A 26,666-nucleotide genomic window follows, 5' to 3' on the forward strand; every position below is an offset into this window, starting at 1 on the left:
CAGGACGAAGTTGAACCCGGCTGCGGCGTGCGGTCCGCCCGCGGGACACGTGCCCTTGTCCGGGAAACCGTCGAAGTACATTCCGTGGCACCGCGCGCAGAAGCGCCAGTCACGCTGGGCGGTCGGAGTGTCCTGAATATCGTGCGGCAGGACGAAGTTGAACCCGGCTGCGGCGTGCGGTCCGCCCGCGGGACACGTGCCCTTGTCCGGGAAACCGTCGAAGTACATTCCGTGGCACCGCGTGCAGAAGCGCCAGTCACGCTGGGCGGTCGGAGTGTCCTGAATATCGTGCGGCAGCGCGAAGTTGAACCCGGCTGCGGCGTGCGGTCCGCCCGCGGGACACGTGCCCTTGTCCGGGGAACCGTCGAAGTACATTCCGTGGCACCGCGTGCAGAAGCGCCAATCTGTTTGATGAGGCATCGATTCCTCCATTGCTGCTTGAACTTAGCTCTGAGCGGGTCGAATTGCGAGCGACCGGTTGCAGCGCATGCTAGTTGGTCACCCCGACCGGCCCCGCGGAACAACTTCATGGCCTGTCGCCGTCCTTGTCGGCGTGCGAGCCGGGCGCTACGCGAATGTGCGTCACTGATTCCCAGAACGTAGGAGGAGGCGCGGGTCGCAACGACCGCACACCCACACGCTCGTCCAGCTCCTCGGTCACGCCCGGAGAATCGATAACCCACCGCGGTCCGGTGTCCCGTCAACCACGGAGCGGGACCCTCAATTTCCATACTGACCCTGGCACAAGTGGCTCGCAAAAGGACCGCCGGCCCGCGGCCCGACCGGCGCGACCGGGCCCGACCGCGCCCAGAGCCGTACGTTCTTCCTATGGGCGCGCTCTCCGCCGTCATCGGCGACACCGCCGACGCGTACCGGACGCGGCTCTTCAACATCGCCGTCCCCCAGCTGTTCGATGCCCTCGGCGTCACGCTCGGGACGCTGGTGTACGGGCAGGGCTGGACGGCCGTCGCCGTGCTCACGACGGTCGCGCCGGTCTCCGCATGTTCTCCTCGATCGGCGCCGTCGCCTCCGCCTCGGGGCTGCTGCTCCTGCTCAACGCCGTGGTCGGCGCCGGCCTGCCGATGCCCGCCCCCTGGTGGAAGCCGCCGTTGCTGCTCGCCCTCGGCGGCGCGGTGGTGCTGGTGCTCACCCTGGTCGCCTGGCCGCTGCGCGGCGGCGTGCCGGAGCGGACGGCGGACGGCCCGGACAAGCCGGACGAACAGCGGGACGGCGTGCTGGCCCCGCTGCACCAGGAGGTCCGGGCCGCGCGGGTGATCGCGGCCCCCGGGCCGGGCCGACGGCTCCGCCGGACCGTCCTACGAGACGCCCTGGTCCTGGATCCGCTGCCAGGGCCGGTCCGCCTCCAGCGCGAACGCCAGCTCCAGCAGCAGCCGCTCCTGGCCGTGCGCCGCCGACAGGTGCACTCCGACCGGCAGGCCGTTGCCCGCCGGCTCGGCCGGCAGCGAGATCGCCGGGCCGCCCGTCACGTTGTTCACCGGAGTGAACGCCACGTAGCGGTGCAGCCGGTCCAGCAGCTCCTCGAAGGCGACGTTCGGGCTCAGGTGCCCGATCGGCGGCGCCATGTGCGCGAGCACCGGCGAGAGGATCACGTCGTGGTCCCGGAACAGCCCCGCGTACGCCGCCTCGGTCCGCCGCAGCCGGCGCAGCACGCCCGGCGTCTTCATGAACTCGCGGTGGAAGGTGCGCCGCAGACCCGTGGTGAGGCCGTCCAGCTTGCGGGCCTGGAAGCCCGGGTCCAGCAGCAGCTTGCCGGTGGTGGCGATCAGAAAGGCGATGTAACCCCAGTAGAGGGTGAAGTCCCGGGAGAACTCCTCGCCGAACGGCAGCGTGGTCGGCGTCACCTTGTGCCCCAGCGCCTCCAGCCGCCCCGCCGTCCGCTCCACCGCGTTGCGGGTCGGCCCGTCGGTGACCGCCACCGGCGAGTCGAGCACCAGCCCGACCCGCAGCGGCCGCTCGCCGGGTCCCTCCACCAGGCCGAGCGGCGGCAGCGCCGGGTTTCGGTGGTGGCGTTCGGCCTCCGCGAAGAAGACGGCGGTGTCCCGGACGGAACGGGTGACCACGCCGTCGGTGACCAGGTCGATCGGCAGCCGCCGGCCCTGGTCGTTGGCGACCAGCCGGCCCCTGGTCGGCTTCAGCCCGACCAGCCCGCAACAGGCCGCCGGGATCCGGATCGACCCGCCGCCGTCGTTGGCGTGCGCGATCGGGACGACGCCGGCCGCGACCAGCGCGGCCGCCCCGCCCGAGGACGCCCCCGGCGAGTGCGAGGGCCGCCACGGGTTGCGCACCGGCCGGGCCTCGGCGAACTCGGTCGAGGCGTTGAGGCCGAACTCCGGCAGCCGGGTCTTGCCGAGGACGGCCAGCCCGGTACTGAGGAACTGCTCGGCGAAGCCCGCGGTCCGCCGAGCCGGCTTGGCCCGGAACGCCGAACTCCCCTGCCCGGTCGGCATTCCCCGCAGGTCCACGTTGTCCTTCAGATAGCTCGGCACCCCGAACAGCGCGCCGCCGTCACCGGCCGGCGCCGTCCGCGGCTGCCCGTACGCGGCGAACGCGACCGGCGCCAACGCCGCGTCGACGCGCTCCGCCCGCGCCGCCGCGGCCGCCGCCAGCTCCGCCGGACTGACCTCCCCGGCCCGTACCGACGCCGCCAGCGCCACCGCGTCGTGCTCCCCCAGCGCGTCGTCCCCGAACGCGTGGACCCGCTCCTCCGCCATACGACTCCCCATCCCCTACCGGCCGGTAATACCGCGCGAGTTCCGCAGTCTAGGCCCGTGGACTCCGTCCGGACAGCCCGCCGTTCCGCCGGAAATCCGCTACCCCGGGCAGGTCCGGCCCGGCCATGATGGCGGCATGACGAACGGGAACGACCAGGAGGCGCCGGGCCTCTGCGTGGTGGCCAACGTGGCACGGGAGACCACCCACGGCGAGGGCGGGCTGGAGATCCGCACCGGGCTGCGGCACTTCGCCGCCGGGGCCAAGGTCTGGATCGCACCGCTGCGGTGGGGCGGCCCGGACGTGCACGTCGTCGGCCGGCACCGGGGCAACGGCCGCCGCTACACCGGGATCGTCGTCCCGCGCAGGTTCCTGGAGAACCTCCGCGTAGCCACCGTCCACAGCCCGGCGCTGCTGCGGGCGCTCGGCGGCGGGCCGCTCTGGACGGCCGAGGACGCCGAGTCGTACGTGCGGTTCTGGGGCACACCGAGGCTGGCGACCCAGGTCCACGTACCGGGCGAGCCTTTCGTCCGCCGGATCAGGCCGGTCACCGACCCGCCACCGATGGAGCTGGAGTACGAGGGCGCCACCTACTACCTGGCCCACTTCAACGCCAACCGCGCCCGCTACTCACCGCTGCCGCCGCCCCCCGAGCCCTCCCTGCCGGCCGAACCCTCCCCGCCGGCCGGCACCTGAGGCTCCGGACCGGCGCACCGGACCGCCCCGGCTCGCCCGGGCCGCCGAACCCGCCGCCTGCCCGGCCGGCCCAACTATCCTGCCGAGCAGCCCGAGTTCCCACCGAAAGCCGGTCCCATGCTCGACTACGACGACACCGGATTCCGCCGCGACGGCGCACCGCACCGGATCATCTCCGGCGCCGTGCACTACTTCCGCATCCACCCCGACCTCTGGGACGACCGCCTGCGCCGGCTGCGCGCCCTGGGCGCCAACACCGTCGACACCTACGTCCCCTGGAACTTCCACGAACTCCCTTCCGGTGAGGTGGACTTCACCGGCTGGCGGGACCTCGGCCGGTTCGCCGCACTGGCCCGCGCCAACGGCCTCGACGTGATCCTGCGCCCCGGCCCCTACATCTGCGCGGAGTGGGAGTTCGGCGGGCTCCCGGCCCGGTTGCTCGCCGCCGACGGCCTGCGGCTGCGCTGCGCCGACCCGGCCTACCTGGCCGAGGTGGACGGCTGGTTCGACGCCGTGGTGCCGGAGATCCTGCCACTGCTGGCGAGCCGCGGCGGCCCGGTGGTGGCGGTCCAGATCGAGAACGAGTACGGCAGTCACGGCAATGACGCGGCCTACCTGGCCCATCTGCGCGACGGCCTGCTCACCCGGGGCGTCGACTGCCTGCTGTTCACCGCCGACGGCGCCGAGGACACCATGCAGCAGGGCGGCACCATCCCCGGCCACCTGTCCACCGCCACCTTCGGATCCCGGCCCGCCGAGCGCTTCGAGGTGCTCCGCCGCCACCAGCCCAAGGGCCCGCTGACCGCCATGGAGTTCTGGATCGGCTGGTTCGACCAGGTCGGCGGGCCCCACCACGTCCGGGACGCCGAGGAGTCCGCCCGGGCGCTCGACGACCTGCTCGCCACCGGAGCCTCCGTCAACCTCTACATGGCGCACGGCGGCACCAACTTCGGCTTCTGGGCCGGCGCCAACCACACCGGCGCCCACCCGGAGGACGCCGGCCACCAGCCCACCGGCACCAGCTACGACTACGACGCGCCGATCGGCGAGGCGGGCGAACTCACCGACAAGTTCCACGCGTTCCGCGCCGTCATCGGCAGGTACGTCCCGCTGCCCGGGACGGAGCTGCCGCAGCCGCCGCCCCGCATCTCCCCGCAACGGATCGGACGCCCCACGGGCCGCGCCCGCCTGCTGGCCTCCCTCGACGCCCTGTCCACCCCGCTGCGCCGGGCCGCGCCCGAACCGATGGAGAAGGTCGGCCAGTCGCTCGGCCTGATCCACTACCGCACCCACGTCCCCGGCCCGCGTCCCGCGATGCCGTTGCGGATCGACGGCATCGGCGACCGCGCCCACGTTTTCGCCGACGGGGTGCCGCTCGGCGTCCTGGACCGCAACGCCCCCGGCGAGACCCTTCCGCTGGCGACCGGGCCGGCCGGCGCGACCCTCGACATCCTGGTCGAGGCGCTCGGCCGGGTGAACTACGGCCCGCTGCTGGAGAACGACCGCAAGGGGATCGGCCGCGGCGTCTCGCACGGCCACCAGCGCCTGTTCGACTGGGAGATCCGCCCGCTCCCGCTCACCGACCTCGGCTCGCTCGCCTTCTCCGACACCGTCGGGGCGAGCGACGGCGACCCGGTCTTCCACCGCTTCGAGGCGACCCTCGACGCCCCCGCCGACGCCTTCGTCGCCCTGCCCGGCTGGGGCCGCGGACTGCTCTGGCTCAACGGCTTCCTGCTCGGCCGCTACACCCACCAGGGGCCGCAGCGCACCCTCTACGCCCCGGGCCCGCTCTGGCACGCGGGCGGCAACGAGCTCGTGGTCCTCGAACTGGAGACCCACGCCGAGGCCGTCGAACTCCGCGACCACCCCGACCTCGGCCCCACGGCGGCCGCCCCCAGCGTCGACTACTGAGCCACCCAGCCGGCCGGTCCCGGATCCTTCCGGAACCGGCCGGTCCCCCTCCGCCCCGTCTGCCCCCGGCCCCGCCGTCCCCCGCCCCTCCCGACCCGCGGCCCCTTCCGTGCTCCGGAAGAAGCCACTCGCCGCCCTAATGGTGCTACTGTCGATAGCATCATGCTGCTGAAGCTGGACCTCTCCGACAGCCGCCCCCTGCACGAGCAGGTGGCCGGTGCCATCCGGCGCGCCATCGCCGAGGGCGAGTGCGCGCCGGGCGACAGGCTGCCGCCCGCCCGGGAGCTGTCCCGGGCGCTGGGCGTCAACGCCAACACCGTCCTGCGCGGCCTGCGCGCACTCCGGGACGAGGGTGTCCTGGAGTTCCGCCGCGGCCGCGGTGTGACGGTGGCCGCGGGCGCCGGCCAACGGGCCGAACTACTCGCCCAGGCGGCCGCGTTGGTCGCTGAGGCCGCGCGGCTGGGCTACAGCAGGAACGATCTCGTCGACCTGATCAGGAGGCTGCCGTGAACGGCGGGGGGAACCGGAAACGTGGTGCGTGGTGGAGCGCGGCCGCCTGGACGGCGGGGGTGTCGGCGGCCCTGGTCGCGCTGCCCCTGGCGGCGGCCGGCCGGCTGCCGGACGAAGTGGCCACCCACTGGGGCGCGGGCGGCCGCCCCGACGACTCGATGCCCTTCTGGGCGGTACCGCTCGCCCCCGCCGGGATCTGGGTGGTCATGGTCCTGGCGCTGGCCCTGACCGTCCGGCGGGCCGGCCCGGCGGCGCGGTCCTGGTCGGGAGCTGCGCTGCTCTCCGGGGGTGTCCTGCTCACCGGCGCGCAGGCGTCGATCGTGCACGCCAATCTGGACCGGACCTCCTGGACGGACGCCGGCTCCGTCGGCCCCGAGGTCGTCGCCATCCTGGCGGCTTCGGCCCTGGCCGGCCTGCTCGGCCGGCTCGCCGGTCGCCGGGCCACCCCGCCACCGTCCGCCACCGGGGCCGACGGGACGGCCGTCGGCCCGCAGCTCGACGTCCCCGCCGGGGAGCGCTTCGCCTGGCTCTCCCGCACCGTCAACCCCTGGCTCCAGCTGACCGCGACCCTGGTAGGCCTGGCCGCCGCCGGTACCGCGATCGCCGCGACCGCCGGCCTGGCCGTCCCGCTGTGGGCCGTCGCCCTCCCGCTCGCCGTCGCCGCCGTCGCGATGTTCGCCTGCTCCTCCGTCCAGGCCCTGGTGACCCCGAAGGGCCTGGAGGTCGCCTTCGGCCCGGCCGGCTGGCCCGTCCGCCGCTGGCCCCTCGACACCATCGAGTCGGCCCGCGCCGAGAAGCGGACCCCGGCCCAGGTCGGCGGCTGGGGCTACCGCCTCAGCGGCCTGGGCACCACGGTGATGCTCCGTGGCGGCGACTGCCTGGTCGTCCGCTCGCGCAAGGGGACCGACTTCGCCGTCAGCGTCGACGACGCCGGGCGCGGCGCCGCGCTCCTCAACTCACTCACCACCCGGCACTCGGCGAAGTGACGCCGGACCGACCCCGGCTCCCGCACCGACCCTCGCCCCCCGGAATGCCCGCCGCCGGACGGAGGTTGACGCCTCGGCAGGCCGGTGAGAGGCCTGACCAGGTCCGGTACCGAGGGGAGCCAGCGGCGCGGTGGGCGCGCAGTCCTTCGCCGACCCCCGCAGCGGCCTCGCGTACAGCTACACCCGCCGCCGGTTCGCCTTCGGGGAGGGCGGCGGCGCGTCGGAGAACCACCGTCTGGCCGCGGCGGCCGTCCGCGCCGCCGAGGCCGCCCGCGCCACGACCGGCCGGTGATCCGCCCGCTGCCGCCGGAGGGCCCGGCAGGGCGTCGCCGGTCCCTCGCGCGGCACACGGATCAGCCGCGCCGGGGCGTGCCGCACGCCTTCCGTATGCGACACGTCGGCCGTCGGGGCGGCCCCGCGGCGCGCCGGCGCCCGCTCCACCGGTAGCGTGCGGGTGACGGCCGTCGTCAGTCACCGCTGTTCGCCTCCCCGGCCGTCGATGCCGTCGATCACCGAGCGGCCGCGGCGCTGCGCGTGCCCCGGCCGTGCACCACCGAAGGGGACGACACGCGTGCCCGAGCCTCAGCTGACTCCGGAGGTCTTCGACCGGGCCATCGTGGCGATCGCCCTCACCGCGGGGCCGGAGCACCGCCTGGTGTACCGCAACGACGCCTTCCACGACCTGTTCGGCCCACGGCCGATGGGGGTGCCGATCCGGGAGGTGTTCACCGAGCCGGGGGTGGACCGCTTCTTCGAGACCCTCGACCTGGTCCGGGCCGACGGGACGGCCCGCCAGGTCACCACGCCGCGCACCGTGGAGACGTCCGAGGACGACCCGGAGGGCCACCGGCACTTCGTCTACAGCTGCTCGCCGGTCTCCTCCCGCTTCGGGGCGGGCGTCCTGGTCAGCGCGATCGACACCACCGCCGAGGTGCACTCCGCCCAGCGCGCCGAGCGGCTCTCGCTGGACCGCCTGTACGCGCTCCAGCGCTACGAGGCGCTGATGTCGGCCGTCTCGCAGCTGGTCTGGCTCACCCGCGCGGACGGCACGATGGCCGAGCTGGTCCCGGGCTGGGAGCAGCTGACCGGGTACCCGTGGCGGGAGACCATGGACGAGGAGTGGTTCGAGCTCATCCACCCCCGGGACCGGGAGGCCCTGGCCCAGCGCTGGCTCGACGCGGCGGAGGGCGAGCCGACGATGTTCGAGCACAGCTTCCGGGTCCGCACCTCCTCCGGCGAGTACCGCCACGTCGCGTCCCGGGCCGTGCCGATCGTGCGCAACGGGCAGCTGGTGGAGTGGATCGGCGCCACCTCCGACGTCGAGGACCGCTGGCGCAACCGACTGCGCGAACGCCTGCTCGCCCGGGCCGTCGCGGTCACCGAGGCCTCCCGCACCGAGGACGCCTTCGCGGCCGTCGCCGACCTGGTGGTGCCCGACCTCACCGACGCCTGCACGGTCTTCGTGCTCTCCGGTCGGGAGCACTCGTCCCAGCCCGACGAGATCCGCGGCACCCGGATCGCCTCCACCGCCCGGCCCGGCCTGCCACCGCTGCCGCCGCTGCACCAGCAGACCTTCCTGCTCGGGCCCCTGGCCCGGCGGGCCGTCGCAGACCGGGCTCCGGCCCTGATGACCTTCCCGTCCGGCCGCGTCCCGCCCGGTCTGGTCCCCGAGGAGTCGGCGCGGTGGCTGGCCCGGGCCCGCGCCACCAGCCTCACCCTGCTGCCCATCGTGATCGACGGCGCCACCGTCGCCCTCGCCGCCGCGGCCGGCTGCGACGACACCCCGCCGCCCGGCCGCGCCGACATCGAGCTGCTCCAGGAGGTGCTCCAGCGCGCCCAGGTGCCGCTGCGCCAGACCCTGGAGCTCCAGCGCACCCGGCACGCGGCCCTCGTCCTCCAGCGGGCCCTGCTCACCGCCCCGCCCACCGTGCCCGGCGCCGAACTCGCCGCCCGCTACCAGCCGGGCAACCGCGCCGCCGAGGTCGGCGGTGACTGGTACGACGCCTTCACGCTGCCCGACGGCTCGCTCGCCCTGACCATCGGCGACGTGGCCGGCCACGACCTCACCGCTGCCACCACCATGGGCCAGCTGCGCAGCATGCTGCGTTCCATCGCCTACAACCGAACCCACCTGCACACCCCGGCCGACGCCCTCACCGGGCTGGACGCCGCCGCCGACGGACTCGGTGTCGCCGTCTTCGCCACCGCCGTCCACCTCCACCTCGCCCCGACCCCGGAGGGCAGCTGGCAGGCGGCCTGGTCCAACGCCGGCCACCCGCCTCCGCTGCTGCTCCCGGCCGACGGCCCGCCGCGCTTCCTCGACGCCGACGAGGCCGACCTCCCGCTCTGCGTGGCCCCCGCCGAACCGCGTCACACCTACCGCACGCCGATCGGCCCCGGCGACACCGTGCTGCTCTACACCGACGGGCTGATCGAGGTGCCCGGCGAGAACCTGGCCACCGGTCTGGCCCGGCTGGCCACCGCCGCCGGGCAGGCCCACGACCTGCCGCTCCACGCCCTCCTCGACCGTCTGCTCGCCGAAGTCCCCGACGCCCGCGACGACATCGCCCTCATCGCCTTCCGCGCCCTCGCCGAACCCCCCGCCGCCGAACCCCCTGCCGCCGAACCCCCCGGCGCCTGACCGGCGGCCGCACCCCCGACGTCGCCCCACCACCCGACGGCCCGGGCCACAGGCGAGGGGGAGCCGGCCGCCGTGCGCCCGGAGGGCGGTAGATTGCCGGGACCCCCCGCCTCGCCCCCCCCAGGAGCCCCCCGTGCTCGACGCCACCGACGCCGCCCTCGTCCGCGAACTGCAGCGCGACGGCCGGGTCAGCTACCAGCGGCTGTCCGAGCTGCTCGGCATCTCGCGCGAGGCGGCCAGGGCCCGGGTGCAGCGGCTGCTGCAGCGCGGCGGGGTGCGGATCGTCGGCATCGTGCCGCCCGCGGTCGCCGGGATCACGGCGGTGGCCCACGTCTCGCTGGACGTGTCCGGGCCGGGCGGGCCGGTCGCCGCCGTGGCCGCCGGGCGGCGGGCGACCAGCTTCGTCTCCTGCACGGCGGGCCCGCAGAGCGTGCTCGCCGAGATCCGGGTGGCCGACGGGGCAGCCCTGGAGCACGAGTTCGCGGCGCTGCGCGCGGTGCCGGGCGTGCGGGGCCTGGAGGTGTTCCGCTGTGCCGAGCTGGTCCGGGACGCCTACTCGCCCGAGGTCGCGGGTGTCCGCGCGGGGCCGCCGCCGGAGCTGGACGCGGTGGACCGCCGGCTGCTCGGCCTGCTCCAGCTCGACGGGCGGGCCAGCTTCGCCGACCTGGCGGAGCGGATCGGCCTCTCCCAGCCGGCGACCCGGGCGCGGGTGCTGAGGCTGCTGGAGGAGGGCGCCGTCCATGTGACCGGGCTGGTGGAGTCCCGTGCGCTGGGCGTGCGCGAGGCGGCGGGGGTCGGGCTGGGGGTGCAGGGCCCGGTCCGGTCGGTGGCGGAGGCCGCGGCCGCACTGCCGGGGGTGAACTACGTGGCCACCGGCTACGGGCGCTTCGACGTGGTGTGCGGTCTGGACGCCCCGGACCGGTCCGCGCTGCTCGCGGGCCTGGAGGCGGTGCGCGCGCTGCCGGGCGTCTCCCGCTCGGAGTCCTGGGTGCACCTGGACATCGTGAAGGAGTCCTACACCTACGATCTGCCCATCGGCTAGGCGATTCCCTCGCCATTGGCACGCCTCACCGACGAATCGCCCAAAACCAACACCACATTCAGCGAATCGTTTTCTTCAGACCCTTGACGCGTTCTTTTCGCCCGCCTTCAATGGCCGGACACCTTCCCCCGCGAGAGAGTCCGGTCCCCCCGATGGCGTCTTCTCCTCCCCCACCGCCGCAGGTCGCCGCGCTGCCGCGCTCCCTCGGCGTCTTCGGCGGGGTCCTGCTGACCCTGTCCTGCGTCACGCCCGCGTCGTCGCTCTTCATCGTCGTGCCCCCGCTGCTCCAGTCGCAGGGCAGCGGCGCGGTGCTCAGCCTGCTGGTGGCCGCCGTGCTCTCGCTCGGGGTGGGCCTCTGCTACGCCGAACTCGGCACGCTGGTGCCCAGCGCCGGCGGCGAGTACTCGATCGTGGGCCAGGTACTCGGCCGGCTGGCCGGCTGGCTGGTGTTCGTGATCTCGATCGTCTCGCTGCTGGTGATCCCGCCGATCATCGCCCTCGGCACCGCCGGCTACCTCGGCTCGGTGCTCTCGTTGGACCCGGCGGTCGCCGGCGGCGCGGTGATGGCGCTCGCCGTCGCGGTGGGCGTCCTGGACATCAAGTCGAACGCGCTGATCACCGGCGTCTTCCTCGGCCTGGAGGTGCTCGCCGCCGGCGTCGTCACCGTCCTCGGCCTCACCCACGTCCACCAGCCGGCCTCGACCCTGGTGCACGCGGTCGTCCCGGACGGGCAGGGCGGCACCGGCCCGTTCACCGCGGGGCTGCTGATCTCGGGCCTGGCCGTAGCGATCTTCACGTACAACGGCTTCGGCACCGCCATCTACCTCTCGGAGGACCTGCGCGACCCGCGCCGCTCGGTCGCCCGGACGGTGCTCTGGTCCCTGCTGGCCGGGGTCCTCGTCATCACCCTCCCGGTGATCGCGATCTGCCTGGGCGTCAGCTCACCGGACCAGCTCGCCGCGGGGGACCTCGTCGCCATCGTCGACGGCTGGGCGGGCAGCACCGTCGGCACCTTCGTGAGCCTCTGTATCGCCGCCGCCATCCTCAACGCCGTCATCGTGATGGTGATCCAGAACGGCCGGGTGCTGTACGCCTCGGCCCGCGACCGGACCTGGCCCGACCCGGTGAACCGCGCCCTCGGCACCCTGCACCCGCGCTGGGGCTCCCCCTGGGTGGCCACCCTGGCGATCGGCCTGCCCGGCGCCGTCCTCGCACTGACCGTGCCGATCGACGCGCTGCTCGGCTTCACCGGCGTGGTCGTCGCGGTCATCTACCTGCTGCTCGGCGTCGCCGCGCTCGCCGCCCGGCGCGGCCGTCACCGCGCCACCGACGCCTGGCGGATGCCGCTCTGGCCGGTCGCACCGGTGATCACCACCGTGGTCCTCGGCTACACGCTCACCCAGCAGGCCGGGCGCGACCTGCTGATCACCCTCGCGGTGCTCGTCGTCGGCGTCCTCTACTGGTTCCTCTACCTGCGCCCGCGCAGCGCCACCCACTGGGCGCTCAGCCTCCCCGCCGACCAGACCGGCCCCGTGGCCGCCTCCACCCCCGTCCACGCCACCGCCTCGGAGACCTCGTGAACCGCCCCGCCGACCTCGTCGTCCACAACGCCCACGTCCACACCGTCGACGACCGGCGCCCCCGCGCCGAGGCGGTCGCCGTCCGCGACGGGCGGATCGCCTGGGTCGGCGACGGCGACGGCTGGCGCGAGCTGGCCGGCCCCGGCACCGAGGTGGTCGACGCCCGTGGGCGCCTGCTGGTGCCCGGCTTCGTGGACAGCCACAACCACGTCCGGCTCGGCTCCGACGCCGCCTGCGTCCAGCTCGCCGGCGCCGGTGACCTGCCCGAGATCGGCCGCCGGATCGCCGACTGGCTGCGCCGCAACCCGGACGCCGACTGGATCGAGGCCGAGGCCTTCGACTACACCGCCATCCCCGGCGGCCGGATGCCCACCGCCGCCGACCTGGACCCGTACACGGGCGACCGGCCCGCCTTCGTGCTCAGCTACGACGTGCACACCGCCTGGCTGAACACGGCGGCCCTGCGCCGCCTCGGCATCACCCCGCGGACCGGCGAACTCGCCTTCGGCACCGTGCGGAAGGATCCGGCCACCGGCGAACCGACCGGCTTCCTCACCGACTTCGCGGTCCGCGGCCTCTCCCGCGACGGGCACCGCGCGCTGCGTGCCGCGGGCATCCCCTGGGCCCACCCCGACCGCCAGTACGGCCGGCTCGCCGCCAGCCTCGACATGGCCGCCCGCTACGGCATCACCACCGTGGTCGAACCGCAGAACTCCCTGGACGACCTGGCCCTGTTCGAGCGCGCGATCGCCGAGGGCCGGCTCCGCTCCCGCCTGGTCGCCGCGCTGTTCCACCCCCGCGGCACCACCGGGGCGGACCTCGCCGAGTTCGCGGCGGCGACACGGCGGCACGACGACGACCGGTTCCGGGTCGGCCCGCTGAAGCTCTACATCGACGACGTGGTGGAGCCGCACACGGCCGCACTGCTGGAGCCCTACGCGGGCCACCACAGCCACCGGGGCGAGACCTTCTACCCCGCCGAGGAGTTCGCCGAGGTGCTGGCCCGCCTCGACGCGGCCGGTTTCCAGGCCTTCGTGCACGCCACCGGCGACCGCGGCATCCGCACCGTGCTGGACGCGGTCGAGCACGCCCGCCGGGTCAACGGCCCCCGCGACGCCCGCCACCAGGTGGTCCACGTGGAGTGCCTGGACCCTGCCGATGTGCCGCGCTTCGCCGAGCTGGGCGTGGTCGCCTGCATGCAGCCCCGGCACTGCTCCCCCGACATCGCCGGCCCGGGCAAGGACTGGGCCGAGGCAGTCGGCGAGCAGCGCTGGTCCAAGGCCTGGCCGATGCGCAGCCTCCAGGACGCCGGCGCGGTGCTGGCCTTCTCCAGTGACTGGAACGTCGCCGAGATGGACCCGCTGGTCGGCCTCTACACCGCCGTGACCCGCCGGGGGCTGGCCGGAGGCGAGCCGTGGATGCCCGGCGAGACGGTCTCGCTGGCCGCCGCCCTGCGCGGCTACACCCTCGGCAGCGCCTACGCCAACTTCCTGGACGACCGCCTGGGTTCGATCACCCCCGGCAAGCTGGGCGATCTCGTCCTGCTCTCGGAGGACCTCTTCGCCCTGGACCCGAAGGCCTACCTGGACGCCCGGGTCCACCTCACCGTGGTCGGCGGCGAGGTGGTCCACCGGGCGGGCTGAGCCGGGGGGCGGCCCCGGACCCGGTCACTGGTCCGAGTAGCCGAGGTCCCCGAGGGTCCAGCTGGAGACGTCCTCGATCGCGATCCGGTACATCCCGCCGGTGTGCGGGAGACCGAAGTCACCCTGGAGGATCCTCGCCAGGTGCAGGTGGAGGTGGGTCACCGGGGCGGCGCCGGGGGCCGGGGCGGCCGCGTCGGCGAACAGCGGCGCGAACGGCTTGAGGCGGTCGGAGGCTTCAAGGACCTCCGCGACCCGTTCACGCCAGACGGCTTCGGCGGCGAGCCGTCCGGTGATGACCGCTCCGGGCACGACGACGGTGATCGGCATCTGATTGCTGCCCGTCGACTCCACCATCGCGGTGATACTGGTCAGCAGCGGATCCGGTTTCGACATGCCTCCAGACTAACGGAGCGGCCTCGCCGGGGGCAGAGGCCCGCGGCGGGGCCGGAAAACGCCGAAAGGCCTGCACCGAGCGAATGGCTCGGTGCAGGCCCGTGCTGTTCGGCCGTCACCGCCCGGGAAAGGGCGGGTGCCGCTCAGCGGTTGTTACTACAGCGGGCGAATGTTCTCCGCCTGCGGGCCCTTCTGGCCCTGCGTGACGTCGAACTCGACCTTCTGGCCCTCAAGCAGCTCGCGGAAGCCCTGGGCGTTGATGTTCGAGTAGTGGGCGAAGACGTCCGGGCCGCCACCCTCCTGCTCGATGAAGCCGAAGCCCTTCTCCGCGTTGAACCACTTCACAGTGCCATTAGCCATGAAAAATCTCCTTGAAAGGCAAATGCGGGTCCTGCACCTCGCAGGGGCCCGTGTCGCCGCGATGAGGCCCACCCGAAGAAGAAATCGGGAAAAACAAAAAATGCGCCAGCGGTCACAACCGGCAGGCGCACACAAAGTTCATGGGAACCAAAACTGCAACTGACGTCGACTGTAGCAGGTGACGCACCCGAACGGCGTTTTTTCCTCGCACGACTCGCCCGCGCCCCGCCCGCCGTCCACCCCCGCGTCGAGGGCGTGTCCGGGGCGGCCTCCGGTGACCCGACGGAGCGGGTGGAGTGCGCGGACCCCGACGCGCGGCAGCGGCCGGGTCCAAGGACCTCCCCCGGTGAAGGAATTCGGGCCGCCGTCCCGGCGCGTTCGGTGCCCTCCGGGGCGCATACTGGCAGCAATGACGAACGCACCCGTGCCCAGGCGCCATCTGCCCACCAGTCCCTTCCGAGCCAAGGTGCCCCCGCCACCGAAACACTTCGCCGTCGACGATCGGGTGTCCCACGACGAGTACGGCCTCGGCCGTGTCGTCGCCGTCGAGGGCGGGGCAACCGCGGTCCTGGTCGACTTCGGCTCGCAGGAGAAGAGGATCACTGCGCCCTTTGCCAAGCTCTACCTGCTGTGACACTCCCCCGTCCCCTCTGACGTCTGACGCCGCCGGCCCGTCCGGCGGCACAGCACCCGGAAGCCCACCGAGCCCCAGACGCCCGGCGGGCTTCCGCACGTCCGGGCCCGGCCACCGCACGGCGACCGGGCCCGGGGGCAACCGCGCGACGGTCTACTCGACGGTCACGCTCTTGGCCAGGTTGCGCGGCTTGTCGACGTCCCGCTTGAGCGCCACCGCGGCGTGGTAGGCGAGCAGCTGGAGCGGGATGTTGAGGAGCAGCGGGTCCAGCTCGGGCTCGTTCTTGGGCACCAGGATGCAGTGGTCCGCGAGCTTGGCCTCGGGGCGGCGGTGCGCGACGGCCACCACGCGGCCGGAGCGGGCCTTGATCTCGCCGAGGGTGGTGAGGTTCTTGTCCAGAAGCTCGTCGTCCGGCACCAGGGCGACGGTCGGCAGCTCGGGGCTGATCAGCGCGAGCGGGCCGTGCTTCAGCTCGCTGGCGGGGTAGGCCTCGGCGTGGACGTAGGAGATCTCCTTGAGCTTCTGCGCGCCCTCGCGGGCCACCGGGAAGCCGCGGACCCGGCCGATGAACATCATGCCCTCGGACTCGGCGTACTCGGCGGCGAGTCCGGCGATGTCGTCGCTCTGCGCGAGGATCTCCCGGATCTGGTCCGGCAGCGCCTTGAGGCCGGCCACGATGCGGCGGCCGTCGGCGGGCGAGAGGTCGTGGATGCGACCGAAGTGCAGGGCGAGCAGGGCGAAGGCGACGACCGTGGAGGTGAACGCCTTGGTGGAGGCGACCGAGATCTCCGGCCCGGCGTGCAGGTAGATGCCGCCGTCGCACTCGCGGGCGATGGCGCTGCCGACGGTGTTGACGACGCCGAGGACCCGGCCGCCCTTGCGCTTGATCTCCTGGACGGCGGCCAGGGTGTCGTAGGTCTCGCCGGACTGGCTGACCGCGACGTACAGGGTGTCCGCCTCGATCACCGGGTTGCGGTAGCGGAACTCGGAGGCGGGCTCGCTGTGGGCGGGGATGCGGGCCAGCTCCTCGATCAGCTGGGCGCCCATCTCGCCGGCGTAGTAGGCGGAGCCGCAGCCGAGGATCTTGACCCGGCGGATCTCGCGCAGCTCGCGGGCGTCCAGGTTGAGGCCGCCGAGGTGGGCGGTGGCGAACCGCTCGTCGAGCCGGCCGCTGAGGGTGCGCTCGACCGAGCCGGGCTGCTCGTGGATCTCCTTGAGCAGGAAGTGCTCGTAGCCGCCGGTGTCGTAGGAGTCGATCTCCCAGTCCACGGTGGACGGCTGGCGGTGGGTGGTGCGGGCGTCCTCGGTGAAGGTGCGGAAGCCGTCGGCCCGGACGGTGGCCAGCTCGCCGTCCTCCAGGTGGACGACCTGGCGGGTGTAGCGGACGAGCGCGGAGACGTCGGAGGCGGCGAACATCTCCTTCTCGCCGATGCCGAGCACGATCGGGCTGCCGTTGCGGGCGACCACGATCCGGTCGGGCTGCTCGGCGTCGAGCACGGCGATGCCGTAGGTGCCGACCACCTTGCCGAGCGCGGCGCGCACGGCGTCCTCCAGCTCGGCGCCCTCGGCCGCGTGCGCGGCGATCAGGTGGGCGAGCACCTCGGTGTCGGTCTCGGAGCGGAAGACGGCGCCGTCGGCGGTGAGCCGGGCACGCAGTTCGTCGGCGTTCTCGATGATGCCGTTGTGGACGACGGCGATGCGCTCGGCGTTGTCCAGGTGCGGGTGGGCGTTGGCGTCGCTGGGCACGCCGTGGGTGGCCCAGCGGGTGTGGCCGATGCCGGTGGCGCCCTTGAACCGGGCCGGCACGGCGGCGGCGAGGTCGGCGACCCGGCCCTTGACCTTGCGGACCTTGAGGCCGCCGGTGCGGCCGGTGACGGCCACGCCGGCCGAGTCGTAGCCGCGGTACTCCAGCCGGGCCAGGCCCTCCAGCAGGAAGGGGGTCGCGTCCTTCGGGCCGATGTAGGCGACGATTCCGCACATGGGGATGACTCCTTCGTGAGACAGGGGGGCGGCGCTCAGCCGTAGACGATCCGGCGCAGCTGCCGGGCCGAGAGCCCGGGCGCCGCGACCCGCCGGGCGGGCAGTTCCTCCGCGAGCCGGGCGAAGATCCGCTCGTTGGTCAGGCCGCGTGCCTGGAGCTCGCCGTGGCGGCGGCGGACGTACTCCTCGGTCGTCTCGGAGAAGTACGCCAGGACCTCCGCCACCACCCGCGCCGCCTCGCGGGGCCCGAGCGGGCTGGTCCGGGTGAGGTGGGCGAGCAGGTCTTCGTGAGGGTGCGAGGCGCCGGGTGAGCTGGACACGAGTGAGGACTCTAGGCCGGACCGATCGGAGAGATCAAAGATCCTGCCCGAATTCGGGCAGATCTTGAGACTTTCGGCGCAAGGAACACCGCCGGACACCCGGTCGGCGCCCCCCGGGAAGCAGCGGCATTGATTCGTCACCTTGTCGACACGCCCTTGTAGCGGCACCGGATCGCCACGTAGCGTGACTCTCCGCACACGCATCGGAGATACGTGTCGGAAGACCGGAGGCTTGCTGATGTGCGGGATCACCGGATGGGTCGCCTTCGACCGCGACCTCACCACCGAACGTCCAGTGCTCGACGCGATGACGGCCACCCAGCTCTGCCGCGGCCCGGACGCGGGCGGGGTCCACCTGGAGCGGCACGCCGCGCTCGGCCACCGCCGCCTCGCCGTCATCGACGTCGAGGGCGGGACCCAGCCCATGACGGCCGAGCACGACGGCCGGGTGCTGGCCGCCCTCACCTACAGCGGGGAGGTGTACAACCACCGGGAGCTGCGGGCCGAGCTGACCGCCGCCGGCCACCGCTTCCGCACCCGCAGCGACACCGAGGTGGTGCTGCACGCCTACCTGGAGTGGGGCGACGGCCTGGCCGAGCGGCTGAACGGCATGTTCGCCTTCGCGATCTGGGACGCCCGCGGCGAGGAGCTGTTGCTGGTCCGGGACCGGATGGGCGTCAAGCCGCTGCACTACTGCCCCACCCCGCACGGCGTGATCTTCGGCTCCGAGGTGAAGGCCGTGCTCGCCCACCCCGACGTCCGGCCGGTGGTCGACCTCGACGGGCTGCGCGAGATGTTCGCCGTCACCAAGACCCCCGGCCGCTCGGTCTACCGAGGCATCGTGGAGGTGCAGCCAGGCCACGTGGTCAGGGTCCGCCGCGAGGGCGTCTCGGTCCGCCGCTACTGGGCGCTGGAGGCCCGCGAGCACACCCACGACCTGGACACCACGGTGGCCACCGTCCGGGCCCTGCTCGACGACATCGTCCACCGCCAGCTGGAGGCGGACGTACCGCTGTGCTCGCTGCTCTCCGGCGGCCTCGACTCCAGCGCCGTCACCGCGCTGGCCGCCAGGGCCCTGCGCGCCGCCGGCGCCGGCGCGGTGCGCTCCTTCGCGGTCGACTTCACCGGCCAGAGCGAGCACTTCCGGGCCGACGAGGTCCGGTCCACCCCGGACGGCCCGTACGCCCGGCTGCTGGCCCGGCACGTGGGCGCCGACCACAGCGTCATCGAGCTGGACAGCGCCGAGCTCACCGACCCGGCCCAGCGCGCCGCCGTGCTGCGCGCCCGGGACATGCCGGGCGGCTTCGGCGACATGGACATCTCGCTGCTGCTGCTCTTCCGCGGCGTGCGCAGGCACTCCACCGTGGCGCTCTCCGGCGAGTCCGCGGACGAGCTGTTCGGCGGCTACCGCTGGTTCCACGACCCGCGGCTGGTCGCCGCCGACGACTTCCCGTGGGCGGGCGCGGTGACCCAGCTCGGCGGGACGGGCACCGGGCCGCGCGAGCAACTGCTGGACCGCGGGCTGATCGGCAAGCTCGACGTGCACGAGTACCGGCGGGCCCGGTACCGCGAGGCACTGACCGAAGTCCCGCACCTGCCGGACGCCGACCCGGTGGAGCGGCGGATGCGGGAGATCTCGTACCTCAACCTCACCCGCTTCGTCTGCATCCTGCTCGACCGCAAGGACCGGATGAGCATGGCCAACGGCCTGGAGGTCCGGGTGCCGTTCTGCGACCACCGGCTGGTCCAGTACGTCTTCAACACGCCCTGGGCGATGAAGTCCTTCGACGGCCGGGAGAAGAGCCTGCTGCGCGCCGCCGTCCGGGACGTGCTGCCGGACGCGATCGCCGACCGGCTGAAGAGCCCGTACCCCGTCGTCCAGGACCCGCGCTACCCGGCGCTGCTGCGGGCCGAGCTCGCCGAGCTGGCGACCGACCCGAACGCCCCCGTCCTGGGGCTGCTCGACCGCCGGGCGCTCGCCGACGCGCTCGCCCCGGAGACCGACCCGCAGTCCGTCCGGCTCGGGGCCGACCTGGCGCTGGACCTCAACACCTGGCTGACGGAGTACGAGGTCTCGCTGGAACTCTGAGCCACCGTCACCACCGGGACGGCACGGCGCGAGCCCCGTCCGCGGCTGCGCCGTCCGGGTGGTGACCCCCGGCCAACCCGCTTCGTTGACCGGGTACGACGTGCGATAGCGTCGCCGACACCTCCCGAATGGCGGCCGAAAACACGGTTTCGCAGCCCCGTGCCGTCAGGATGGGGAGCGAACCGTCCGTCTCGATCCGCCGGGGGATCTCCGTCATGCAACCGCGAGCATTCGCGATTCTCACCGCCCTCCTGCTGGGGGTCCTGGGCCTGGGGTCGGTGGCCGTCACCGACTGGACGCCCGCCGCCGGCACCTCGGCGGCCGGGTCGGCCACCCCCGGCACGGCCGGCCCGGGGGGCTCGGGCGCACCGCCCGCCGGTGCGCAGCAGGCCGGGGCGACGGCCACCCCGACCGGCGACCCGGCGGTCTGGACGCGTTCGACGCTGCGGAACAAGCTGATGGCCGAGATGGAGGCCGCCGACCCCGGCGTCGCGCTGGCCGACCTGGACAAGATCACCAAGGCCCAGCCGTACACCGTCCGGTTCTGCCACCCGATCGCGCACGAGCTCGGGCACCAGGCGGTCAAGCGGTACAACGCCGACTTCCAGAAGGTCATCTCCTTCCCGCACGAGACCTGCGCGGCCGGCTATCTGCACGGCGCGGTCGAGGAGATGCTGAACGCCTCCGCCCAGCCCGAGGTGGACCTGCTGAAGCTCTGCGCGCCCAAGAACAGCGGGCCCTGCATCCACGGCGTCGGCCACGGCACGATGTTCGTCGCCAAGCAGGACGTGGCCAAGGCCCGGGACCTGTGCAACAAGTTCACCACCGACCAGAACCGGATCCGCTGCTCCGAAGGCCTGTTCATGCAGCTGTTCGGGCCGGACGAGGAGGACGAGAAGGCGAAGGCGAACCTGCCCGCCGACAAGCTCGCCCAGGACCCGCTGTACCCGTGCAAGGACCAGCCGTCGCTGTTCCAGTCCGCCTGCTACTTCTACGCGCCGACCTTCTACCTCTCCTCGCACGACTACCCGAACCACCCCGAGGTGTACGGCGAGGCGCTGAAGTGGTGCCTCAACGGCAAGGCCTCCGGCGGGGCCGTGGACTGCAGCCGGGGCGTCGGCTCGCGGACCATGAAGTACAACCTGGACCGCGAGGACTGGGCCGCCCAGCAGTGCGCCACCGCCGCCGACGGCTGGCAGCGAAAGGCCTGCGCCGAGGGCCTGGTCAGCTACTACACGGTGAACTACACGGACGCCGGCGCGGCCGGCCGGCTCTGCGCCAAGATCACCGACAAGGAGATGCAGGGCTACTGCCGCTCCGCGGGCGGGCTCTCCACCTCGCTCGACTGAGCATCCGCGCCGCACGAAGGGGGGCCCGCACCGCACGGTGCGGGCCCCCCTTCCGTAGGATCGGGCCCGATCAGGTGCGCCGAGGACGCCGCGCCACGAGGCCTCCCCCACCCGCTGGAGCACCCCGTGACCTCAGAGGACTTCCGCGCCGCCGCGCACTCCGCCGCCGACCTCGTCAGCGACTACCTCGCCGAGCTGCCCGCCCGCCCGGTCTGGCAGCCGATGGACGACGCCGCCCGGCAGGCCCTGCTGGACGCGCCGCTGCCGACCGACGGCCGCCCGCTCACCGAGCTGCTGTCCGTCATCGGGCGCGACGTCCTGCCGTACCCGATGGGCAACGGCAACCCGCGCTTCTTCGGCTGGGTGAACTCCGCCCCGGCCCCCGCCGGGGTGCTGGCCACCCTCGCCGCCTCCGCGATGAACCCCAGCTCGGCCGGCGGCGACCACGCCGACGTCCACCTGGAGCGGGCGGTGGTCCGCTGGATCGCCGAGCTGGTGGGGTTCCCGCACCCGGCCGGCGGCGGGCTGCTGACCTCCGGCACCTCGATGGCGACCATCGTCTGCCTGGCCGCCGCCCGTAACCGCGCCGCCCGCGCGGCCGGGTGGGACGTCCGCGAGGACGGCCTCGCCGGGATGCCGCCGCTGGTCGGCTACGTCACCGGGGAGACCCACTCCTGCGTCCGCAAGGCCGCCGAGCTGCTGGGTCTGGGCAGCAGGCACCTGCGCACCGTGGCCACCGGCCCGGACGGGCTGCTCGACGTCGCCGAGCTGCGCGCCGCGATCGAGCGCGACCGGGCCGCCGGGCTGCTGCCGTTCCTGGTGGTCGCCTCGGCCGGCACGGTCGGCACCGGCGCGGTGGACGCCTTCCACCCGATCGCCGACCTCTGCGCCGAGCAGCGCCTGTGGCTGCACGTGGACGGCGCGTACGGGGCCTTCGGCGTGCTGGACCCGGCGATCGCCCACCGCTACGCCGGGCTGGAGCGGGCCGACTCGCTCGCCCTCGACCCGCACAAGTGGCTCGGCGTGCCGGTCGACTGCGGCTGCGCACTCGTCCGCGACACCGAGGAGTTGCGCTCCACCTTCAGCCTCGTGCCCTCCTACCTGCGCGACGAGGCGGCCGGCGCGCTCGGCTGGTTCTCCGAGTACGGCACCGAGCAGACCCGCCCGTTCCGTGCCCTCAAGGTGTGGGCCACCATCGCCCACCGAGGTCGCGACGGTCTCTCCCGGGACATCGCCCGGTGCACCGCCCTGGCCCGCCACCTCGGCGAACTCGTAGAGAAGGACGGTGAGTTGGAGCTGCTGACCGAGGTGCAGACGTCGATCGTGGCGTTCCGCCACCGCACCCCCGGGCTGGACGAGGCCGCCCTCGACGCCGTCAACCGGGAGCTGCCGGTGGCGGTCCAGCGGCGCGGCCGGGTCTTCGTCACCGGCGCCCGGCTCGGCGCCCGCGAGATGCTCCGCGCCTGCCTGCTCAACGCGGACACCACCGAGGCGGACCTCGAACTGCTGCTCAGCGAGGTGAAGGCCGCCGCCCGCGAGCTGCTCTGAAGCGGGCCGCGAGCGGGCGAGTCACCGACATTAACCGACAGGTCACGGGGGATTCGTGATCGTGAAACACCGGGGCGGCAGATTGATGGCATGGAGCACACGGAGCAGCTGACGACGACCGGACCGACCGCCACCTCGACGCCGAACCCCTCCCGTGCCCAGCGGCGCGGCACCAGAACCCCTCGCTGGCGCCGCGACACCGTGGAGCTCGCCGCGGTCTTCCTCTCGGTGACCGCGGCCGACCTGGTGGCCAAGCTCGTGGTGCACGGCCCGGACGGCCCGGTGGTGCTGGCCGCCTCCGCGGTCGCCCTGGTGGCCACGGCGCTTTTCCACACCTGGTGGTCGCACCGCCACCAGTTGCACGGGCCGCCGGCCCCGGACGCGCCCGCACCCCCGGCAGCGCCCCCGGCCGCAGCCGGGGCGCCGGCTGCCGCGAAGGAGCCGCTGAAGGGGCCGCTGCACGACTTCGAGCAGACCACGCTCTGGCGGGTGCGCACCACCGTGCAGGACTCCCCCGGCAGCCTGGCCCGGGTCTGCACGGCCTTCGCGGAGCGGCAGGTCAACATCGTCTCGATGCAGTCGCACCCGCTGCCCAGCGGCACCGTGGACGAGTTCTTCGTCCGCGCGCCCCAGGCGCTGACCCGGGCCGACCTGGCCGCGCTGGTGGCGGCGGCCGGCGGGCACGACATCTGGAGCGCCCCGGCCGACGCGCACGACCTGGTGGACGTGCCAACCCACGTGCTGGCGCTGGCGACCCGCACCGCGCTGGACGCCGCCGAGCTGCCGATCGCCCTGCGCCAGCTCTTCGGGCAGTGCACCATCCGGCAGTACCCGGGCGCGGCCGGGCGCGGCGGCACCGGGGTGGACGGCCATGTGATGCGGCTGCCGGTGCCGTCCGGCGACCTGATCGAGCTCAGCCGCCCGCACCTGCCGTTCACCCCGACCGAGTTCGCCCGGGCGCAGGCCCTGGTCGAGCTGGACACCCTGCTCGGCCCCCGGGTGCCGGACGTCCGGGCCAGGCTGGCCCAGCCCGCCGGGGCCGACCTGACCGTGCGGCGCGCGGACGCCGGCGACAAGGCCGCGGCGCTGGCCATGCACCACCGCTGCTCCCCCGACACCCTGCGCAAGCGCTACCACGGCCCGGTCCGGGACGCCGACCGCTACCTGGACCACCTGCTGAACGCCCGGCACGGCCAGACGCTGGCGGTGGAGGCCACCGACGGGCGGATCGTCGCCCTCGGGCACCTGATGTGGGACGACGGCAGCGCCGAGGTCGCGGTGCTGGTCGAGGACGCCTGGCAGCGGCGCGGGCTGGGGCTGGACCTGATGCGGCGGATGTCGGCGCTGGCCCTGGAGGCCGGCGTGGAGACGGTGTACGCCGTCACGCAGTCCTCCAACACCGGGCTGATCGCCACCATGCGCAGGCTGGCCGCCCCGCTGGACTACCAGGTCGAGGAGGGCACCCTGGTGATCACGGCCCACCTGGCCGAGGCGGCCGAGGAGCTCCCCGTCCCCTGGCCGACCCGGCCGGGCAGGTGATCGTTTCTTCACCACATCCTCACGGCGCACCCCTGGCCGGACGGCACCCCGCCGTCCGGCCAGGTCGCGCTCCGGGCCCCGCCGGGAACCGCCGGGGCCCGGAACGGCGTCCCCAGCAGCGGAAGGCCCGTCCGTACACCGCCTTTTCTGACGGAACGTCAGGGGCCTGCGGGCCGGGCCGCCGGGGCCGTCGCAGCTGGCGGCGCGGGGTCCGGATCGTCGAGCCGGGCGGCGGAGTCGGTAGGCTGGCCCCGTCCCCGCCGCCCGACGGCCCGTTATCCGGCCCCGGGCGGTGCCGCAGCAAGGAGGAACCACTGAGCATGGCAGGCACCGAATCGGAGCCCACAGGCGCACGCGACGCCTCGCTGCCCGCCCGCGCCAAGATCGCGGTCACGGCCGGCAAGGTGGCCGCCGCCCTGTCCCAGAAGGCGGGCCGAGGCAGCGGCTCGGTGATCGGCGGCAAGATCGCCCTCAAGCTCGACCCCGATCTGCTCGCCACTCTCGCCGACCACCTGGACGTGGTGCTGGTCAGCGCCACCAACGGCAAGACCACGACCACCCGGCTGATCGCCGAGGCGCTGCGCGCCGCCGGCCCGGTGGTCTCGAACGCCCTGGGCGCCAACATGCCGGCCGGCATCACCTCCGCCCTGGCCGGCGGCTCGGAGGCCCGCTTCGGCGTCATCGAGGTGGACGAGAAGTACCTGGCCGGGGTCGCCCGCGACACCCACCCGAAGGCGATCGCCCTGCTCAACCTCTCCCGCGACCAGCTCGACCGCGCCGCCGAGACCCGGATGATGGCCGAGAAGTGGCGCGAGGGCCTCCAGGACACCGAGGCCGTGGTCATCGCCAACGCCGACGACCCGCTGGTGACCTGGGCCGCCTCCTCCTGCAAGAAGGTGGTCTGGGTGGCCGCCGGGCAGGCCTGGAAGGAAGACGCCTGGTCCTGCCCCGCCTGCGGCGGCGTGATGCAGCGCCCCGGCGAGGACTGGTTCTGCCAGGAGTGCGGCTTCCGCCGCCCCAACCCGCACTGGGCGCTCCAGGGCACCCACGTGATCGACCCGCAGCGCGGCGCCTGGCCCATCCGGCTCCAGCTCCCCGGCCGGGCCAACCTGGCCAACGCCACCAGCTCCGCCGCCGTGGCCGCCGTCTTCGGCGTCTCCCCGCAGGTCGCGCTGGAGCGGATGCAGTCGGTGACGGCCGTGGCCGGCCGCTACGACGTCGTCCAGTACCAGGGCCGTGACATAAGGCTGCTGCTGGCCAAGAACCCGGCCGGCTGGCTGGAGACCTTCTCGCTGATCGACGGCCCGCCCACACCGGTCATCCTCTCCGTCAACGCGCTCGACGCCGACGGTACCGACACCTCCTGGCTCTGGGACGTCGACTACGAGCGCCTCGCCGGCCACCCCGTCTTCGTGATGGGCCAGCGCAAGCTGGACCTGGCCGTCCGCCTGGAGGTCGCCGGGCTGCAGTTCCACGTGGTGGACTCGCTGGAGCAGGCCGTCCGGATGGCCCCGCCCGGCCGGATCGAGGCGATCGCCAACTACACCGCCTTCCAGCAGCTGCGGAAGGTCGTGGCCGGCTGATGCCGGCCCAGCAGCCCCATCGAGTTTGCGTGACGGAAGGCCTTCGAGGATGAGTGAGAGCAGCCTGCGCGTGGTCTGGGTCTACCCGGACCTGCTCAGCACCTACGGCGACCGGGGCAACGCCCTGGTCGTGGAGCGCCGGGCCCGCCAGCGCCATCTCAACGTGACCCGGATCGACGTCCGCTCCGACCAGGCGGTGCCCACCAGCGGGGACATCTACCTGATCGGCGGCGGCGAGGACCGGCCGCAGCGGCTCGCCGCGGAGCGGCTGCGCAACGACAGCGGCCTCGTCCGGGCCGCCGAGAACGGCGCGATCATCTTCGCCGTCTGCGCCGGCTACCAGATCCTCGGCCACGAGTTCGTCAACGACCTCGGCGAGCGCGAGCCGGGCCTCGGCCTGCTCGACGTCTGGACCACCCGCGGCGAGGGCGCCCGCTGCGTCGGCGACGTGCTGGCCGACGTCGACCCGCGCCTCGGCCTGCCGCAGCTGACCGGCTTCGAGAACCACCAGGGCGTCACCCACCTCGGCCAGGGCGTCCAGCCGCTGGCCACCGTCACCGCGGGCCGGGGCAACGGCACCGGGGACGGCACCGAGGGCGCCTGGCGGGACACCGTCTTCGGCACCTACCTGCACGGGCCGGTGATGGCCCGCAACCCCGCCGTGGCGGACATGCTGATCAAGCTGGCGCTGGACGTCAACGCCCTGCCGCCGGCCGACACCACCTGGTACGACGCGCTGCGCGCCGAGCGCATCGCGGCCACATCGCGCCCCGCGTAACACACGCTGTCGTGCGCCGGTCCGCTCCGACCGGGTGCCCGCGATGCGGTCACCCGGTCCACGGACGGGCCCGGACGTACGACAATGGGGTTGCCGGCTGCACACCCTCCTCGGCAGCAGGCTGCACTTCCGCGCGGGGGCGCCGACGGCGCCGCTCCCGCGTCGGCTCCTGCCCGGCCGGACGCAGGGGCCGTATGCTCGACACTCCCGGCCGGTTTCGGATGTTCTGTCCGGATCGGCCGGTCCTTCACCCCACGGTCGTCTCCCCGCCATCACGGCGTGGAACGGGGCCGCTACGGTGACGGTTCGTCGTCCCAGCCTGTAGTCCGGCCGTTCCTCGGTTCTGCTCGGGAG

Annotated in this window: 22 protein-coding genes and 1 pseudogene; 17 read left to right on the top strand and 6 right to left on the bottom strand. The window is 73.8% G+C overall.

Going from position 1 to position 26,666, the window contains the following annotated elements:
* Positions 1-432 (bottom strand): hypothetical protein (locus ACZ3YO_RS19215; RefSeq protein ID WP_465570584.1); only part of this gene is annotated, 432 nt, incomplete at its 3' end.
* Between the two features lie 306 nt (positions 433-738).
* Between ACZ3YO_RS19215 and ACZ3YO_RS19220 the strand changes: the two are divergent.
* Positions 739-1,196 (top strand): annotated as a pseudogene (locus ACZ3YO_RS19220) (FUSC family protein); the annotation flags it as partial.
* A 120-nt stretch (positions 1,197-1,316) separates the two neighbouring features.
* Here the strand turns inward: ACZ3YO_RS19220 and ACZ3YO_RS19225 are convergent.
* The gene (locus ACZ3YO_RS19225; protein WP_465570587.1) at positions 1,317-2,732 is read right to left on the bottom strand and encodes an amidase; all 1,416 of its coding nucleotides are present in this window, start codon (positions 2,730-2,732) and stop codon (positions 1,317-1,319) included.
* Positions 2,733-2,868: 136 nt separating this feature from the next.
* Here ACZ3YO_RS19225 and ACZ3YO_RS19230 point away from each other — a divergent pair, with 136 nt between their 5' ends.
* The 9 genes from ACZ3YO_RS19230 (at position 2,869) to ACZ3YO_RS19270 (ending at position 13,739) form a co-directional block, all read left to right on the top strand.
* Positions 2,869-3,426 (top strand): hypothetical protein, encoded by a 558-nt coding sequence (locus tag ACZ3YO_RS19230; protein ID WP_465570589.1) that lies wholly within the window; start codon positions 2,869-2,871, stop codon positions 3,424-3,426.
* Positions 3,427-3,543: 117 nt separating this feature from the next.
* Positions 3,544-5,337, top strand: a complete 1,794-nt coding sequence (locus tag ACZ3YO_RS19235) for a glycoside hydrolase family 35 protein (protein ID WP_465570593.1) — start codon at positions 3,544-3,546, stop codon at positions 5,335-5,337.
* Positions 5,338-5,499: 162 nt separating this feature from the next.
* Positions 5,500-5,847: a GntR family transcriptional regulator gene (locus ACZ3YO_RS19240; protein ID WP_465570596.1), complete on the top strand. Its 348-nt coding sequence runs from the start codon at positions 5,500-5,502 to the stop codon at positions 5,845-5,847.
* Positions 5,844-6,833, top strand: coding sequence for a DUF1648 domain-containing protein (locus tag ACZ3YO_RS19245; protein ID WP_465570598.1), 990 nt, complete (start codon positions 5,844-5,846; stop codon positions 6,831-6,833). The genes ACZ3YO_RS19240 and ACZ3YO_RS19245 overlap by 4 nt, the downstream gene beginning before the upstream one ends.
* A gap of 130 nt (positions 6,834-6,963) precedes the next feature.
* On the top strand, positions 6,964-7,125 hold the full coding sequence (locus ACZ3YO_RS19250; RefSeq protein WP_465570600.1) for a hypothetical protein: 162 nt from the start codon (positions 6,964-6,966) through the stop codon (positions 7,123-7,125).
* 279 nt (positions 7,126-7,404) lie between these two features.
* The gene (locus ACZ3YO_RS19255) at positions 7,405-9,474 is read left to right on the top strand and encodes a SpoIIE family protein phosphatase (protein WP_465570603.1); all 2,070 of its coding nucleotides are present in this window, start codon (positions 7,405-7,407) and stop codon (positions 9,472-9,474) included.
* Between the two features lie 133 nt (positions 9,475-9,607).
* Positions 9,608-10,516 (top strand): Lrp/AsnC family transcriptional regulator, encoded by a 909-nt coding sequence (locus tag ACZ3YO_RS19260; protein ID WP_465570606.1) that lies wholly within the window; start codon positions 9,608-9,610, stop codon positions 10,514-10,516.
* A 152-nt stretch (positions 10,517-10,668) separates the two neighbouring features.
* Entirely contained in the window at positions 10,669-12,096 is a 1,428-nt protein-coding gene (locus ACZ3YO_RS19265) for an APC family permease (protein ID WP_465570608.1), read from the top strand.
* Positions 12,093-13,739, top strand: a complete 1,647-nt coding sequence (locus tag ACZ3YO_RS19270; protein WP_465570611.1) for an amidohydrolase — start codon at positions 12,093-12,095, stop codon at positions 13,737-13,739. The genes ACZ3YO_RS19265 and ACZ3YO_RS19270 overlap by 4 nt, the downstream gene beginning before the upstream one ends.
* Positions 13,740-13,763: 24 nt before the next feature.
* Here ACZ3YO_RS19270 and ACZ3YO_RS19275 read toward each other — a convergent pair whose 3' ends face one another.
* The gene (locus ACZ3YO_RS19275; RefSeq protein ID WP_465570613.1) at positions 13,764-14,132 is read right to left on the bottom strand and encodes a hypothetical protein; all 369 of its coding nucleotides are present in this window, start codon (positions 14,130-14,132) and stop codon (positions 13,764-13,766) included.
* Positions 14,133-14,288: 156 nt separating this feature from the next.
* Positions 14,289-14,492 (bottom strand): cold-shock protein, encoded by a 204-nt coding sequence (locus ACZ3YO_RS19280; RefSeq protein WP_042388274.1) that lies wholly within the window; start codon positions 14,490-14,492, stop codon positions 14,289-14,291.
* A gap of 409 nt (positions 14,493-14,901) precedes the next feature.
* On the opposite strand from ACZ3YO_RS19280, the gene ACZ3YO_RS19285 reads away from it, so the two are divergent.
* Entirely contained in the window at positions 14,902-15,126 is a 225-nt protein-coding gene (locus ACZ3YO_RS19285) for a hypothetical protein (RefSeq protein WP_396322423.1), read from the top strand.
* A 153-nt stretch (positions 15,127-15,279) separates the two neighbouring features.
* Here the strand turns inward: ACZ3YO_RS19285 and glmS are convergent, their stop codons facing one another.
* Positions 15,280-17,106, bottom strand: coding sequence for a glutamine--fructose-6-phosphate transaminase (isomerizing) (glmS, locus tag ACZ3YO_RS19290; RefSeq protein ID WP_465549990.1), 1,827 nt, complete (start codon positions 17,104-17,106; stop codon positions 15,280-15,282).
* Positions 17,107-17,141: 35 nt separating this feature from the next.
* Complete coding sequence (locus tag ACZ3YO_RS19295) at positions 17,142-17,426, bottom strand: hypothetical protein (protein WP_396322425.1); 285 nt, start codon at positions 17,424-17,426, stop codon at positions 17,142-17,144.
* 238 nt (positions 17,427-17,664) lie between these two features.
* Here ACZ3YO_RS19295 and asnB point away from each other — a divergent pair, with 238 nt between their 5' ends.
* From asnB to ACZ3YO_RS19325, 6 genes are all read left to right on the top strand, one after another.
* Positions 17,665-19,515, top strand: a complete 1,851-nt coding sequence (gene asnB, locus ACZ3YO_RS19300; protein ID WP_465570618.1) for an asparagine synthase (glutamine-hydrolyzing) — start codon at positions 17,665-17,667, stop codon at positions 19,513-19,515.
* Between the two features lie 215 nt (positions 19,516-19,730).
* Complete coding sequence (locus tag ACZ3YO_RS19305; RefSeq protein ID WP_465570621.1) at positions 19,731-20,864, top strand: hypothetical protein; 1,134 nt, start codon at positions 19,731-19,733, stop codon at positions 20,862-20,864.
* Positions 20,865-20,990: 126 nt separating this feature from the next.
* Positions 20,991-22,412: a pyridoxal phosphate-dependent decarboxylase family protein gene (locus tag ACZ3YO_RS19310; RefSeq protein WP_465570623.1), complete on the top strand. Its 1,422-nt coding sequence runs from the start codon at positions 20,991-20,993 to the stop codon at positions 22,410-22,412.
* A gap of 90 nt (positions 22,413-22,502) precedes the next feature.
* Positions 22,503-23,951, top strand: a complete 1,449-nt coding sequence (locus tag ACZ3YO_RS19315; protein ID WP_465570626.1) for a GNAT family N-acetyltransferase — start codon at positions 22,503-22,505, stop codon at positions 23,949-23,951.
* A 320-nt stretch (positions 23,952-24,271) separates the two neighbouring features.
* Positions 24,272-25,534, top strand: a complete 1,263-nt coding sequence (locus tag ACZ3YO_RS19320) for a MurT ligase domain-containing protein (RefSeq protein WP_396322430.1) — start codon at positions 24,272-24,274, stop codon at positions 25,532-25,534.
* A gap of 49 nt (positions 25,535-25,583) precedes the next feature.
* Positions 25,584-26,312 carry a type 1 glutamine amidotransferase gene (locus ACZ3YO_RS19325; RefSeq protein WP_396322431.1) on the top strand — a complete coding sequence of 243 codons (729 nt, stop codon included), beginning with the start codon at positions 25,584-25,586 and terminating at the stop codon, positions 26,310-26,312.
* Positions 26,313-26,666: the final 354 nt, after the last annotated feature.

It is taken from the genome of Kitasatospora sp. NPDC022785, assembly GCF_055561295.1.